Source organism: Sporosarcina sp. resist (genome assembly GCF_014302295.1).
Lineage (GTDB): Bacteria > Bacillota > Bacilli > Bacillales_A > Planococcaceae > Sporosarcina > Sporosarcina psychrophila.
In genome coordinates this window covers 4,906,829-4,921,959 of record NZ_CP060287.1, presented here as the reverse complement: position 1 = coordinate 4,921,959, position 15,131 = coordinate 4,906,829, and the positions used below count along the sequence as shown (strand labels likewise).

11 protein-coding genes and 1 pseudogene are annotated in these 15,131 nt (G+C 32.4%); 8 read left to right on the top strand and 4 right to left on the bottom strand.

What is annotated here, in order from left to right; translation table 11 throughout:
- Positions 1-6 precede the first annotated feature (6 nt).
- The 4 genes and pseudogenes from H7992_RS23690 to H7992_RS24950 all read left to right on the top strand — a co-directional run.
- The gene (locus H7992_RS23690; RefSeq protein WP_187046231.1) at positions 7-1,650 is read left to right on the top strand and encodes a tyrosine-type recombinase/integrase; all 1,644 of its coding nucleotides are present in this window, start codon (positions 7-9) and stop codon (positions 1,648-1,650) included.
- Positions 1,634-2,338 (top strand): hypothetical protein, encoded by a 705-nt coding sequence (locus tag H7992_RS23685; protein ID WP_187046230.1) that lies wholly within the window; start codon positions 1,634-1,636, stop codon positions 2,336-2,338. Before H7992_RS23690 ends, H7992_RS23685 begins: the two co-directional genes overlap by 17 nt.
- A gap of 125 nt (positions 2,339-2,463) precedes the next feature.
- A complete protein-coding gene (locus tag H7992_RS23680; protein ID WP_187046229.1) occupies positions 2,464-3,480 on the top strand; it encodes a hypothetical protein in 1,017 nt (338 codons plus the stop codon).
- A 58-nt stretch (positions 3,481-3,538) separates the two neighbouring features.
- Positions 3,539-3,652, top strand: a pseudogene (locus tag H7992_RS24950) (EamA family transporter); the annotation flags it as partial.
- 399 nt (positions 3,653-4,051) lie between these two features.
- Here H7992_RS24950 and topB read toward each other — a convergent pair.
- From topB to H7992_RS23660, 4 genes are all read right to left on the bottom strand, one after another.
- Positions 4,052-6,208 (bottom strand): type IA DNA topoisomerase, encoded by a 2,157-nt coding sequence (gene topB / locus H7992_RS23675; RefSeq protein WP_187046228.1) that lies wholly within the window; start codon positions 6,206-6,208, stop codon positions 4,052-4,054.
- 350 nt (positions 6,209-6,558) lie between these two features.
- On the bottom strand, positions 6,559-9,378 hold the full coding sequence (locus tag H7992_RS23670; RefSeq protein WP_187046227.1) for an AAA family ATPase: 2,820 nt from the start codon (positions 9,376-9,378) through the stop codon (positions 6,559-6,561).
- Between the two features lie 2 nt (positions 9,379-9,380).
- A complete protein-coding gene (locus H7992_RS23665; RefSeq protein ID WP_187046226.1) occupies positions 9,381-9,914 on the bottom strand; it encodes an ABC-three component system middle component 1 in 534 nt (177 codons plus the stop codon).
- A 2-nt stretch (positions 9,915-9,916) separates the two neighbouring features.
- On the bottom strand, positions 9,917-11,431 hold the full coding sequence (locus H7992_RS23660; RefSeq protein WP_187046225.1) for a hypothetical protein: 1,515 nt from the start codon (positions 11,429-11,431) through the stop codon (positions 9,917-9,919).
- A gap of 546 nt (positions 11,432-11,977) precedes the next feature.
- On the opposite strand from H7992_RS23660, the gene H7992_RS23655 reads away from it, so the two are divergent.
- The 4 genes from H7992_RS23655 to H7992_RS23640 are packed head-to-tail and all read left to right on the top strand — an operon-like array spanning position 11,978 to position 15,128.
- Positions 11,978-12,919 carry an ABC transporter ATP-binding protein gene (locus tag H7992_RS23655; RefSeq protein ID WP_187046224.1) on the top strand — a complete coding sequence of 314 codons (942 nt, stop codon included), beginning with the start codon at positions 11,978-11,980 and terminating at the stop codon, positions 12,917-12,919.
- Positions 12,891-13,637 carry an ABC transporter permease gene (locus H7992_RS23650; RefSeq protein WP_187046223.1) on the top strand — a complete coding sequence of 249 codons (747 nt, stop codon included), beginning with the start codon at positions 12,891-12,893 and terminating at the stop codon, positions 13,635-13,637. The genes H7992_RS23655 and H7992_RS23650 overlap by 29 nt, the downstream gene beginning before the upstream one ends.
- Before the next feature lie 14 nt (positions 13,638-13,651).
- Positions 13,652-14,389, top strand: coding sequence for an ABC transporter permease (locus tag H7992_RS23645; protein WP_187046222.1), 738 nt, complete (start codon positions 13,652-13,654; stop codon positions 14,387-14,389).
- A gap of 40 nt (positions 14,390-14,429) precedes the next feature.
- On the top strand, positions 14,430-15,128 hold the full coding sequence (locus H7992_RS23640; protein ID WP_187046221.1) for a response regulator transcription factor: 699 nt from the start codon (positions 14,430-14,432) through the stop codon (positions 15,126-15,128).
- Positions 15,129-15,131: the final 3 nt, after the last annotated feature.

Below are 15,131 nucleotides of genomic sequence, written 5' to 3'. Positions count from 1 at the left end.
GTTTCAATGGAAATTCGAGTAACAATTGATTCCCTTAACCCAAATGAAGTAATAGAAAGAAAACAAAATGTTAAGTTTGACACCTTTGACTTAAAGCAATATAAAAAAATGTTTGAGCAACTTGCAGAAGGCAATCATGTTATTGGTTCATTCGACCAATCCCACTGGAAATTGCCCTGCAATATATCGGATCATCCACTGATAATCTCGTTCGATATCGAGGTTTATTATAAATTCAATAAAGCGCTCAAAGCTTATTCTGTCATTCGATTATTATCTGGAAGAACCCCTATTTCAATTTACAATGAACTTGTTTTAATAAAGAAGGCTATTCTCAAAAGTAATGGATTTACATCTCCTGACAAATTAGAGGCGTTATTAGAACTACAAAGTCAAACTTACAAATATCAAGGATACCAAATGTCTATTGATATAAAACGATTTCTTTCCTTTTACAAAATTACTAATTACAAGGAAATTATTGATATTTGTAGTAATCATCAAACTTACAAAGGTACTGCAAGGGAGTTACCTGCCTTTGAAGATATTATGATTTTTGATGATATCGTTAATGACTACTTTCAAAACCACCCAACCGAAGAAACTTTAGAGTACTTTCCAATTATGTTGTGGTGGTTGCTAACGAATACCTTACCGATGCGGCCAACCGAATTTTTATTGTTGGAAAAAGATTGTTTACAATTCAACGAAAACTACGCTTCACCTTACAGAATTACAATACCTAGAATAAAAAACAAGTCGAATTCGCCTGGCTTTGATCTTCGTATGGATTCTATTGAAATTGACGAGAAAGCGTACATCTTCATAAAAAATGCTATACAACTGTTGGAAACAATCGATTCAGAATCTAAGTATTTATTTCCAGTGGAATTACTATGGGCATACCGTAAAGTCAAGATACCAAAGAAAAATGAACGAATTAATCGAAGAGATTTTGATTTACTAAAAAAACATTTTTATGAAAAGGTCGTTGAAGGTATTTACGGCAAGTATGACCTTGAGAGAATAAAGTCAGGAGACACAAGGCATTTTGCTATCATAAATATGGCACTACAAGGCTTCAATATGCTCTCTATAGCAAGAATGGCTGGTCATGACGTAATTAAGAGTCAGTTTAGTTATTACTCACACGCTGAGCATTTTGCACAATCCTATGTTTATCGTTTAGCCCAGAAAAGGGTGGAAAATACTATCACTGGTGAGATGAACAGTGGTATTTTTGGGTGGAAAAGATATGTTTACGATAAAGGCAAGTCGATTGATATTAATACGTTAGAAAACATTGTAGGGCGTGTGAAGCACGGATACTGCACTGAGCAAAAAGATGTTTTTCCCGAAACTTGTATAGAGCACTGTGAGTTTTGTTCGAACTATGCGTTTAAACCTAGCTTAAACGAACAAACAGAAGCAATTACGTGGCTGTCAGACTCATCAAGAAGTCTTGAAGGGAAAATCCGCGAATCCATTGAATTAATGAAAGATTTATCGATGAATTTATCTAAAATATACAGACAAGGAAATGATGATTTATTAAAATCAACATCCCGAAATTTAATGGCATACATGGATATGAAAGCAATGATTGACTCGAAAGTAATGGGGGCTGATGCGTTTGGCAAAGATCAATAAAAGCCAAAGTCGAGGAAGACCAAAAGAATGGACGGATGAAGAGTTAAAACAGTTAGCACTAGATACGAAATATAAATATCATGGTAAGAAATTAACCCCGTCCCTTCTTGAGAAAGAGACAAAGGTAGGCCGGAACACATGGAGTCGCCGTCTCAAGGACTACATTGACGAATTGAATGAACCTGTTATCACTGATATCCCGTTAAGAGGTAATAACGAAACGATTCTACCTAGTGTTGACTTGATCTTTAAGAAATACGGTAATGATGAGCTAGCCTTGAAAAATGAATTACTTGATCTGGAAATCTTGCTGTATGATTTCTACAAGGAATTACAGGAATACAAAGAAAAAGAGGAACGTTATCAGAATGGACAAGCCGAAGTCCAATCATTAAAAGATGAAGTAGCAAAACAGAGAAAGCGTACAGCACATTATGAGCAGCTTTATAACAACATCGTTGTTTCAAGCGTCTATCCACACTTACAGGGCGTACAAGGCTCACAAATAAGCCAATTGAATATCAAAGACAAGCTTATTGATATAGAGGATTATAAAGAAAAAAGTACAGATTTGGAGAATTTATCATCGTATTTTCCGGATGTGACAGATGAGAGTAATGCAGAGAATGACAAGAGTGAAAAACAAAATCAGAACATGCAAAAACTATTAGATGACTTTGATGTGTGAATAGAGAAGTGTTGGTATGAAGATTGTAGCAAATTTAATTAGGTCAATAAATATAAGAGTTTAAAATAAATTGATTTCCAATGAATAATCTCTTATATGAATATTTTAATGGGGTGAGAAGCTAAATGGATAATGTATTTCAAGATAGCAAAGGCTATTATCATTATATTGGAGTTTCTAAAAAAAGGGATTATACACATAAATCTTTAATACTGGATAGCAATGTAGCAATAAATATTGAAAAATTTTGTTTTTCCCCAAATAAAATGAACGAACATCATAGAATTGCTACATTAGAATTTTTAAATAATAATTTTGATGTTGAATTTGTACCTGGATTAGGTATTTCGGAGGCCTGTTGGGACATGAAATTGATACAAGAAAATCCCCAAAAGGCTGCTAAGATGGAATTAGCTTTTGAAAATATATATAGATTAGATAAAAAACAGCTAAATGATCATGCAAATGGGAATGGGGTAATTTTCGAGAATAGTTTTAAAATAGATAAAACTCCCATTAGTAATACGCTAGTAGAACAAATACAAAATCATCCGAACCCATTGTTAGCAGGTACATATTCAGCAGTTTTAAAAATCATGATCTTACAAATCAAAGAAAAGAATAAGAAAAAAGCTGTAGAAGAGTATCTAAGATTTGTTAATGAAGATTTAAAAGCGAATCTTGCAATAGAAACCAATATAGCTATTAATTATTTTTTAGGCACTTCAGATATGCAAATACCGGCAGATAAGATCTTTAAGTTTGGGAAATTAAACCCTTTAGTAAATGCATGGAATACTACATGGGACATAAATTACTTGAGGTTTTTTCAAAGGATGTATTATGAAAGCGCACAATATGGACTTAGAGATTTAAAATTAGTAACTGCTGATGCAGGACTAGTTCTTTTGTCTAAAATGACTTCATTGGAATTTACGATAAATGGTGATGATTTTATACCAGTTCTTTCTTTTTATGATAATAATATTCAGGATGAATATATAAACTATGTTAAAGAAATAGAGAGTAGTTTATTTCATACTATCGATCGTAGAAAAACTAAAAGAAAAAAAGATGAGTCCAACCTTATAGACTTAATCTGTAAGTTAGAAAGAGAATTACTTCAACTTTCTCATTTATGATATGAATGTAAGCATTTATTAATATGCTATGAAATTTAAATAATAATAAGAAAGAGGAATAACTTCTACAACACCCGCATTTATGGTTTTGTTTGCTAGTTTAATCATTAAAGAACGTTTAACTTTAAAGAAGGCTATTTCAGTTAGTATGAGTTTTTATGTTGTTCTTATCTAGATATTCAAAATATGATTTGTATTGATATCTTTTGTGACGGTGCTCTCTATAGCATTTAGCGAATTAATTATCTCGATGAAGTTGGGGGAAGTCTTATCCAATAGAATTTCGATAAAAGTACTTAGCATCGTATCAATAGTCTTGGAGTCCAAAAAGGTGACCGTTTAGGATAAATCTAAGTCCAAACTTTAATTTCAAAGAACACAAATGGCATAGTTCATTAGTGTTCTTTTTTGATCTATTAACTTGTATTTTTTACTTTCTAATATATTTGACTAACCCGCTGCGACAGTCAAAGAAAAAACCTGTCAACACAGGTATTGCTTTATTGTGTTTGCTTCTCACTGGATTCTGAATTTCTTTAGAACCTGGCAACATTTATCCCCTGAAAAAATATTAAAGTTCCACTGTTATTTTCCCATCGACAAGTGCAAGCTGTGCATCGAACTTATTGCCGGTATTGGCTGTAAACCCTTTGATGACGTTCGTTTTTCCCTTCGTACATAAAAGCTTGACCTGACTAGGCGTTAGCTTTTTCTTTAAAAAGATACCGGGGAATGTTTGTTTACACCCCTCTTTGTAAGCACTACAGCCGTAGAACTCTTTTCGAGCTATTATGACGCCTTCTTTACAAGTAGGGCAAGGCGCAACTTCTACTTGTTTGTAGGATGTTCGTCGAGTCATCTTGCTTGCAACATTTGCGACAAGTTTCGCATCAATGGGCTTGGCATTGAGTTGGTTCGGTACATCTTCCAATAAGCTATAAATGAACTTCGCAATGCTTCCAAGGAAACGCTCCCCAGTTCCTTCTCCGTTCCCAATCTTTCGCAAATAAGCTTCCCATTTTGCGGTCATTGAAGGGCTGGCAAGAAGATTCCCTTCGATTGCTTGGCAGAGGACTCGTCCTTTATCAGTAATGGAAACAATATTTTTCTTTACTTCTATATAATTATGCCTTTTAATCGTTTCAATAATGCCACTTCGCGTTGCCTCTGTGCCTAATCCTTCAACTTCTTTTAAAATTTCCGTTTCTTCCTTGTCCTCAACAAGTTTCCCACATGTTTTCATCATTGCGATGAGTTGACCTTCTGTATATGGCTTCGGAGGAAGCGTTTTTCCTTCTTTTATGCCGATATTACTTTTCACGGGTTCGTTTTCTGTAAGGGGAGGAAGAGAAGGTTCTTCTTTACTTTCCTTATTTGTTGAGCGTTTGAATAATGCTTTCCATCCTATATCACGCTCGGTCTTACCAGTTGTGAAAAATAATAATCCGTTTACATCAGTAGTCACTTTGGTCTCTGTGTACAGATAATCTGTATGGAACATCGCAAGCGTCGTGCGGACAACTTCTTCATATAAGTTCCGTTCTACACTCGATAAACCATTGAGTACAGCTTGTGAAGGGACCTTTTTTGTTGGAATAATTGCGTGATGTTCTTGGACTTTCGTATTGTCAACGTAGCGCTTCTTAGGTGAAGATGAAGCAATCGGGAATGTTTGTCCTATAAGCTGTTGATACGCATCCACTTGCGGCAACAAATAATTAAATTCACTTGTTGTAATGTGCTGAGTATCTGTACGCGGATAGGTAACAAGTTTCTTTTCATAAAGGCCCTGCATCACTTTCAGTACATCCGCTGGGCTTGTCTTCCATAATCGGTTCGCTGTCGCCTGCAATGTCGACAACGAGTGAAGTTGGGGAGGTGGCGTTCTTTTTTCGGTATGTTTGACAGAAGTAATGATCCCAGGTGATTTTGGACTTAGCGCATGCTTTCTTAGAAGGGCAACAATATCTTCTTTTTTCGCCTCTTTTGCTTTTGCTTTCCCTTTATATGTCCCGTGTCCAGCGGTAAAAGTCGATTCAATTTCAAAAAATGGTTCAGAAACAAATTTTTCAATTTCCATTTGTCTTTGATAAATTAAGTAAACTGTAGGGGACTGAACGCGGCCAATTGATAAACTCTCTTTAAATCCTTTTTTCTGTAGAAGAAGAGTATACAGCCGACTTCCGTTCATGCCCACAAGCCAATCACTTATTTGTCGTGCTTTTGCTTCTTCATAGAGCAATAAGTCCTTTTTATTGTCTAGTAGATTGTTGAATCCTTTACGAACTTCATCGATTTCCAAAGAATTAATCCATAGCCGTTTAATTAATTTATCTTTGGCCCCCGTCATGTGATAGATGGAATAAAAGATATTTGATCCTTCGCGGTCCACGTCACAGGCATTCACGATGGTCGAAATCTCAGGATCATTGAACAAACTCCTAATAAATGTGAAATGTGCCTGCTTATCCTTTACAACTTTAAATTCATACTTGTCTGGGAGGATTGGTAATGTTGCTAAATTCCATGAAGCCCATTCTTTCTTGTATTCTTTGGGCTCTTTTAATTCAACTAAATGACCAATACCCCAAGTAATGATTGCGCCGGAAGGAAACGTACTACATGGATTTAGTTCAATAGAAGTTCTGTCACGTTTTTTAACAGAGAAGGCCTCACTGTATGCTTTTGCTTGTGATGGTTTTTCTGCCAAAATTGCTATTTTGCTCATTTAAATTCACTTCTTTTTCATTAATATTATTTTTCCATTGAAATTGTATCTTATAATTCCGATTAAATCATTCTGAATACAGTAATATTCTACGAGGTATTTTGCCGGATACGAGGTTTCATTAAAGAGATGTCATATTATAGTTTAACAAATTATATTTAAATACACATAATTTTTGTAAAGATTCCCTTCGAGAGTCGGAGAGGCAATCATCAAAAAGTTAGTTGGTTTCCAGATCTGATTTAAGGATTATGGTATTAGAACATTTAAATATTTGGGCGTTAATATTCTAAGATCGAAAAATGAAAAAATGGTGCTAATAATTTACTATCAGCACCATTAATAAAAGTTTATGATTTTCGTATTTTTGGTCCTTCTTCAGTATAACCGACGATACTATACTGAACCACTCTTCTGTTCCTCATCTTTATTGCTAATAATTGAGCGAAATCTTCATTATGTGTTGAGATAATAATATGTTTATCACCATATTTAGAGTCCATTATTGCTCTTAATACGTCAATGAAGGCAAGTATATTTACGTCATCTAAGCTCTGAATTGGATCATCTAAGAACAACTGTTGCAATTTACTATAGCGTTGAGTCAAACCTAAACCGAAAAAAATACTTAATGCTAAAATATTCAACTGAGCAGCACTGAAAATTTGATCTAAGTATAAATCTATATTATCGTCGAGCTGGGTTTGACCTGTAAAGTTTGTACCTCTATCAGTATTAGTAATGTGTAATTTTTTGTAAAAAGGGTGTGGGTTTATGGTTTCATAAACCCAGCTGACGATTGGGTGGTCCTCTAGACGTTCTTGTATTACTTGTCTTTGCTTACTTAATAATTTCTCGTGATATATATCGATTTGTCCTAGATAGCCTTGTATTACTTGTTTTTGTGTAGAAATTTGCTCTATTTTCTCTCCAATACGATCGAATTCGCTCAGAGTTGATTCATATTCTGCAGGAATTTTATATTTGATTAGTAGATCAAATGATGATGTCAGTTTGTTAAGATATTCTATTTTTTTAGAAGTGTCTTGAATACTACCTGATAATTCTTCCAGCGTATACGTATTAATGTCACTTTCCTTTATTAAAGTTATTTCATTCTGTATTACCGTCTGGTTAATATCTCCGTTTAGTAAATCTAACATTGGCGCTTTTTCTTTAAACCATAATTCTTTATCCTTAATAACTTGTTCTAATTTTAATAAATCTAACTCATTTATGTTGAAATCATTTCCGTAAAGTGCAATTATAGACTCATTAAATCTTTCTATTTGTTGTGAAATAATCATTTTTTTGTCTTTTTGTTTATCAATTTCAATACTTAGTTTAGAAATGCTATCATTAAATTGTTTTTCTAACTCGGTAAATTGGGTAGTAAATAGAATTCTAATAGTATTTAAACGTTCAGTTATTTTAACCAGGATATCTTCCTTTATTTCTTTTTCTATTTGTCTTATATTCAATAAGACTGCACTTTCTCTTTGGGATAATTCCTCAACTTGTTCATTTCCAACAGAAAATGTAGAATCAATTATGGCTAAAAGCTTATTGGATATATCAAGGGATGAATCCCAATTTTTTATATTACTATCTGAATACTTATCGTCTGTGAAGTCTTTATTCAAGCAGACAGGACAATTATCTATCTCTTGTGGATTATTACTAATTAGTTGTTTTACGCTATTTAATGATTGTTGGTATTGTTTGTTTAATTTAGAGATATTCCCCTTTAGTATTTGTAAGTTTTCTAAATTAACAAGTTCTATTTGCCTCTCAATTTGAAGCTTTTCAAAGTTACTTTTTATTTTATTAAACCAGTCTAAATCTATTGTTTGTACTATCAAATTAATTGATTTTCCTTGTAAATGTTGTTTGAACTTATTTGAAAATAATATATAATCAGCTTTTTCTTTATTGATATCTTCCCAAAGCTCTTCTTTAATTGTCATTTCGGTTAAATCAATATTTCGGGATAATAATGAAAAAAATTGATTATGGATTGATAACTTTTTTACTTTATTATCAAGTTCATTTTTGTTTTCATCAAAATCATTAGCTATTTGAGTAATAACTCGAAGTTGTTCTTGCAAACCTTTGAAATCTTTCTCTAATAAATTACTAGCGTGACCGGAATTATTAATTTTAATTCCTGCCATTTCTAAAAGCTCTAAGGTTTCTAATTTCTTTTTCGAGCGTTTCAATGTTTCATGTTTTGTAATAAGATTTTTATTTAATGAGGGTATTCTATCTTGCGTGAAACTTATACTTTGTAGCATTGATACACTATTTTTAAGTTTTATCCCGTCAGAGGGAATAAGAGAATCGAGATTTAATTCATCTTCAACAATGTTTTCTTTTATTAACGGCTCAATTTGAGAATAACATTTATTAAGGGATTTCAAGTAACTAGAAATATCACTGAAGTGGAGTCTCTTTATGAAATTTTCTATCTCCTTTTGGTCATTTTCATATTTGCTCTGTTCTTTTTCAAACTTGCTGTATTTCCTGAGAAGAGCATTGCCGTTTGTTTTATATTTTTGAATCCCTAAAAACAATTCGTTCAATTTTTCTTCTTGCAAAAGACGCATGAAAATTTCTCTTCTCTCGGAAGGGGAGTTATGCCTTAAAAAATCACTTATGCTTTCCTGACCTAGCATATGAGTAAGAAAAAAAGTTTCTTTATCTTTAGTTTTTAAAATAAATGCATGCAATACTTCCTCAGTCGAAACCTCTTTTAACTCATCATATCCCATTAAGACTTTTGACATATAAGAATTATCTTTTACAGTTGTTCGAAGTATGTTATTTTTAGTCGTTCTGACAATTTTCATTCCGTTACTAAAAATCAGTTCAACAAAGATCTCTCTATTTGATGTATTCCCATGTGAGGGGTGATAAAATTTCAAGTAGTGGCTTCTTTTTAATTCGTTTACTTGATAAGTTTTATCGTCATAAAATTTTTCTAATCGGTATACTTTGTCGGTTAGACACCATTCAATGGCTTCATAGAAAGATGTTTTTCCAAAGCCGTTATACCCTTTGAATATTACTAGAGGTGCATCTAAATCGTCATATACAAAGCAGCAGTCTTCTCTTTCGTGGTTTTCACCATATCCTCGGAAGTTTTTTATTTTCACACTGGTTAGGTACAATTTTAATCCCCCTCCTTTAAAAGTATTTCTATATCTTGCAGCAACCCTTGAATAGTTAGATAATCATTTTCAGATTCATCATCCTCAAACTCAATCATAGGGAAATCATTTAAAATTCGTTCTGGGAATAATAACTCATTGAATTTTTTTTGCAGTTCAGAAATATGCTCGTATTCGATTATGATCTTCCTAGCAACAAATCGGTCTCGTTCATATTCAGCTATTTCTGCAGATTCAAATTTGGAGTCTATATCATTAATTTTGTGTAGAACCACTATATACATATCCCATAGAAACTTAGACATAGGTATTTTCTCAGTTTGTACATGTTCTATATTTTTACGGTTATTTATTTCATTCATTATTTTTTGTCTTAACCCAGGTAATCGATTGACTATATTTTGAATCTCGTGCAAATCTTCAACACACGAGATAATCAGTATCTTATCTTTATCTAAATTGCAGATTCTGCAATTAGGCAAGTCTTCAAATGTTAAGGAATTTGATAATTCAAGACTTCTTAATATATCCTCCATTTTTACAATCCTTTCTTAATGTCATTTGCAAATGAACACTTATCATCGTGCGTAACAAGTTTGAGACATTTTGTGCACTTATATTGAAAAGATTGATAAAAACTCTGTTGTACAATACTCCCAAATGGTCGCGCAATGTCCATCACAATGTTTTCAATTTCTATTTTGTCATAATTACAAATCTTACATTGAGCATCGAATACAATTGTTTCGTCGCCAATAGCTTTAAGATATTCCTGTTCCTTTAAGCTATGTTCAATAAACGTAGTTATTAAAGTTTGTTCATCTTCTCTATCGCTTGATGAAGGAGTGGTCTTCAACGAAAATTCTTTATATGACGTAAAACCAAAATTGTTAATCCCCTCCAGATTAACCAATTGAACTTCACCTAAATCATCTTCGGCAATCGAAGAAATTTCACCCATTGTTTTAAATAGGTCAATTATGTTTAATGGATAAGGATGTTCGGCACTCATTAAATATCTACTATTCACCGTTTTTTCCCCATGTGTTTTCAATTCTTGGATCCATTGCTCTGTACATACTCCTACCACTTTTAAGATATGTTCCATTTGATTAGAAAAACCTTTAACTCTCAATTTTTTCTCATACTTAACTAACTCTTTTTCAATTTCAATTATTGTTTTAACTAATGAATCATGACTAATCAGTTGGATTATATCTTCTTCATGATTCTTTACTAACTCGTCGAGTTTACTTACGTTTATTGCATGATTATTTGTGTCTACGGTTGTATCTAAAAACGAATTCATTATTAGGTGACGAATATTTTCATATTGTTGTACTGAAAAACCGGGATATAAAATCATCAATTTTTTCTCTGTATCTTCTTTCAACCTTATTACGCTATCATACTTTTCTGTTTTTTTAGTCGGGAAGTTGAAACTAACCTGTTTTATAAAATTAAATATATCTTCATCGCTTATTAAAATGTCATGAGGGATATATTTCATATAGTTCTTATGGTCAAGTTTAAGCTGCTTAATTAGTTCAGACTTATATTGTGGTTTCTTCTGTTCAGGGAACTTCGATTTATGAGTACTTTTAAAATCTTCAAATACTTGTTTGATAGGTTTTTTTTCAATATATTCATATACTAAACAGTCTTTAACGTAATGAATATAATCGGAAGGGTCTTTAAAATCACCTTTGTTCCAGTTATCAAAGAATTCAATGCCGGATTTAGAAATAGGGACATTAGTGTTTATGTTAAATGTACCACTTGTTTTTGTTGTCCTATATGTATGATAGAAGTTGTATATTGTATGACGAATTGCTTCACTATATCGGGAAAAAGTATCGTTCTTGTAGAACTTTGCTTCTATGAATCTGTCATTACCTTTATTTACTCTAATGTCAGCTCCATATTCAACTCCTACATAACCATTTGGGTAATTAGTTATAGAAACGAGCTCATTGCAAGCTATTAAAAGTTGATAGTAAAATCCGGCAATAGAATGCTTTACATCTGTAGAATTCACACTTGGCAAACTCATCTTTCCAACCTACTTTCTATATGACAATATCCCTAGTATATAGACAAAGGTACTACTTCGTCCAATGAATCCAAATTTATTTAACGTTAAAAACACCAAGTACTTTTACTTATTATTCGAACAGGGTAAAGATTGTATTTTGGTTCTAAGTCAATACCTCTTGTTTACTTAACCAGATAATATATTGTTCCGAAAGATTAGGTACAGCTGACTCTTCAATATCTTTTAAGAAGCCATTAATTACTCTTATTGTATATGGGTAAGGATAGTTTTTGTATTATGTACACTTTATTTTATCGAGATAATTCAATGAAGGTAGTGGAAACCCCTGGACTATTGACCAATTTCTTCGTGAATGCGAACTGAGGCCATTTTATCATTAGATACTTTAAAATAATATATTTGACAATTAAATCATATCAATACTTTTTCTGATCCTTTTTGTTTTGTGCTATATGTCTACATTTTTAAAGATTAATGTTCTGTTAATGTTCTATTCCTTTTCTGTTCATTATCACCTGATATTGTTGTGTTTGAGGTGAGGTAATGGAGAAAATGATTATCAAAACAAAAAACTTATCAAAGAAGTATAAGCATTCTACTGTTGTAGATAATATTTCTTTAGAAGTTAGGCAAGGTGAAATTTACGGTTTTTTGGGGCCAAATGGTGCTGGGAAAACGACAACAATTCGAATGCTTTTGGGGCTAATTAAATCATCCAACGGTGAAATTCGGATAAATGGAAAATCAGTTGACAAAAATAGAATTGAAGTATTAAAAAATGTTGGCTCTCTAGTAGAATCTCCATCGTATTATGGAAATTTAACTGCCTTTGAAAATCTGAAGATAATTGCGAAAGTCAGGAAAATTCCTGATATAAGAATAAATGAAGTGCTCCAAATAGTAGGACTAAACATGGCGGGAAATAAGCTCGCAAAAAATTTCTCTCTCGGTATGAAACAAAGATTAGGTATCGGCGCAGCTATTTTAGGGAAACCTGAACTACTAATTTTAGACGAACCAACAAATGGTCTCGATCCTTCTGGCATTGAGGAAATTAGAGAACTAATTAAATCATTCCCCGAGAAATACGGAATGACGATCATTATATCAAGTCATTTACTAAGTGAAATTGATCGAATTGCTACACACGTTGGAATCATCAATAAGGGGAGGTTAATATTTCAAGGGGAAATGAGTAGTTTAAGAAATCTTAATGAGTCATGTATTCACTTTCATGTGGAAGAAATTGAGAAAACACAAATGTTATTAACGGATAGAAAAATAAAATTTGCTAATCATAGTAATGGCTTTGTGATAAGTAAAACTGGATACAAGGAAGTTGCGGCTATTAATAAATTATTGGTTGAAAATAAGATAAATATATATAGAATTGAAGAGCAAAAAGAGTCCTTAGAAAAGATTTTTTTGAACTTAATTAGGAAGGATGAAGAAAATAATGTGGACCTTGGTTCAAATAGACTTTAAAAAAATGAATAAGTATGTATTTCTTCTTCCTTTTATTTCAGGTGCATTTGTATTGCTACTTGCAAGTTTGTCTATAAGAAACAATCCTATTACTGAATCACCTTGGGAAAGCTATTTATTACAAATGAGCACGGTATGTGCAATCTTTTTTCCGATATCTATGACTTTGATATGTAGTCATATTGCCAATTCTGAGCACAGATATGATATGTGGAAACAAACTTTTACTCTCCCATTAAGAAAGAGTGGAATTTATTTTGCAAAACTAATTGAATGCATAATTGCTGAAATTGCTTTTTTTGTAAGTCTGATGATAGGGTTTACTTTTATAGGGTTTATATTTTTAGGAATAGATTTTAGTCTGATAAATCTAATCTTAAAAGCATTTGTATCGCTATTCATAGCTTATATTCCTATAATCGCCTTCCAACTATGGCTCTCGCTTATCGTAAAGAATCAAGCATTTCCATTAAGTATAGGGATTTTTTTAGCGATTTTTAGTTATACATTCTATGTTTTTCCATTTGATATAGGAAGACTTTTAATTTGGACCTTTCCGTCATCAGTATTACCAATACAACTAGTCATTGATGAAGCTCAAAATATGAGTATAATACAAACCGCAAATCCAGGTATGTACGTAGCATTAAGTCTGATAGTTGGTGCTCTAATTATACTCATTAGCATGCTTCATTTTACGAAACGGGATATAATGTGAGGGGGTACTTATTTATGGATCTTTTTCAAATAGAATTAATGAAATTAAAAAGACAAAAAATATGGATTTTAGTATTAATCGGACCTATTATGGGTACTTTCTTAGGCTCTTTTAACTATACATCATCTTTAGATATTTTATCTAAAAGTGATACGAATGAATGGTATCAATTATGGAACCAAGTAACATTTTTTTATGGTTTATTTTTATTTCCCATCTTATCAGGTATATATGCAATATTTTTGTGTAGGACAGATCATCTAACAGGGGGCTGGAAACAATTGTTTTCCTTGCCTGTGAAAAGAGAAAAAGTATTTTCTTCAAAATTATTTCTATTGGTTTTATTATTACTGATTACACAAATGACGCAGTTTCTTCTTTTTATAGTTGTAGGAAACTTACTTGGTTTACAAGACAATCTGAATCTTACTTTCTTTTTGAAAGCTGTTATAAATGGATGGATTGCTATTTTTCCTATCGCTATTTTTCAATTGATGCTAGCTATAAAAACAAAAAGTTTTATGTTCTCTTTATCTTTAAATGTCTTATTCACCTTTCTTTCCTTAGTTATGATGGTAGTGGGCCTTGAACAATATTATCTTTGGACGTTGCCTTCAATTGCAATGGCATCGCCAACGGAAACAGGACTCTCACATTCATTAAGTTATTTTTATGCACTTGTTTTTACTCTTTCTCTTATTCTCTATATATGGGGAAAGAAGACTATAAACAAAAACGAAGAATGTCTGTGATTATAAAAAATATAAGCACCACCAGAGTAGGAGAACGTATATGAGTGAGAATATATTACTTGTAGATGATGAAAAAGGAATTATTGATATGCTGAAATTAGCTCTTTCAAAAAATGGTTACTCCCATTTATACACAGCCTATTCAGGAGAAGAAGCTTTAAAAATGGTAGAAAAACACCCAATCGATCTAATCATTTTGGATATTATGTTACCCGATATGGATGGTTATGAAGTCTGTAAAAGAATTCGTTCTAAATTTCAAATCCCGATCCTCTTTTTATCAGCAAAAACGACTGATTTCGATGTAATATCAGGACTTACAATAGGCGGTGATGATTATATTAAAAAACCATTTAATCCAATGGAGCTGATTGCAAGAATAAAGGCTATCACTAGGCGACAAAAGCTTGATAATATTCAAAAGACCCCAACCTCTATTTATGAAATCGGGGGAATCAAGGTCAATATGAAAGAGGCAATAGTTCTTATCGATGGCAATTCAGTTGCAATGCCTTCAAAAGAATATGAGTTGTTATGTTTCTTTATGAAACATCCTAATCAAGTTTTTAGTACGGCACATCTTCATAAATCGGTGTGGGGAGAGCAGGGAATCGGGTATGAAAATACTGTCGTCGTTCATATTAGAAGGCTTAGGAAAAAAATAGAGGTAAATCCTAGCTTACCTGAAAAGTTAATTAATATTAGGGGTTTGGGTTATAAATTTGTTTCTCAAGGGTGAATT

Bases quoted from the DNA above. Each gene is read 5' to 3' on its own strand.
- H7992_RS23690 (WP_187046231.1), top strand. From the start codon at position 7: ATGGAAATTCGAGTAACAATTGATTCCCTTAACCCAAATGAAGTAATA.
- H7992_RS23680 (WP_187046229.1), top strand. From the start codon at position 2,464: ATGGATAATGTATTTCAAGATAGCAAAGGCTATTATCATTATATTGGA.
- topB (WP_187046228.1), bottom strand. From the start codon at position 6,208: ATGAGCAAAATAGCAATTTTGGCAGAAAAACCATCACAAGCAAAAGCA.
- H7992_RS23665 (WP_187046226.1), bottom strand. From the start codon at position 9,914: ATGGAGGATATATTAAGAAGTCTTGAATTATCAAATTCCTTAACATTT.
- H7992_RS23660 (WP_187046225.1), bottom strand. From the start codon at position 11,431: ATGAGTTTGCCAAGTGTGAATTCTACAGATGTAAAGCATTCTATTGCC.
- H7992_RS23655 (WP_187046224.1), top strand. From the start codon at position 11,978: ATGGAGAAAATGATTATCAAAACAAAAAACTTATCAAAGAAGTATAAG.
- H7992_RS23650 (WP_187046223.1), top strand. From the start codon at position 12,891: ATGTGGACCTTGGTTCAAATAGACTTTAAAAAAATGAATAAGTATGTA.
- H7992_RS23645 (WP_187046222.1), top strand. From the start codon at position 13,652: ATGGATCTTTTTCAAATAGAATTAATGAAATTAAAAAGACAAAAAATA.
- H7992_RS23640 (WP_187046221.1), top strand. From the start codon at position 14,430: ATGAGTGAGAATATATTACTTGTAGATGATGAAAAAGGAATTATTGAT.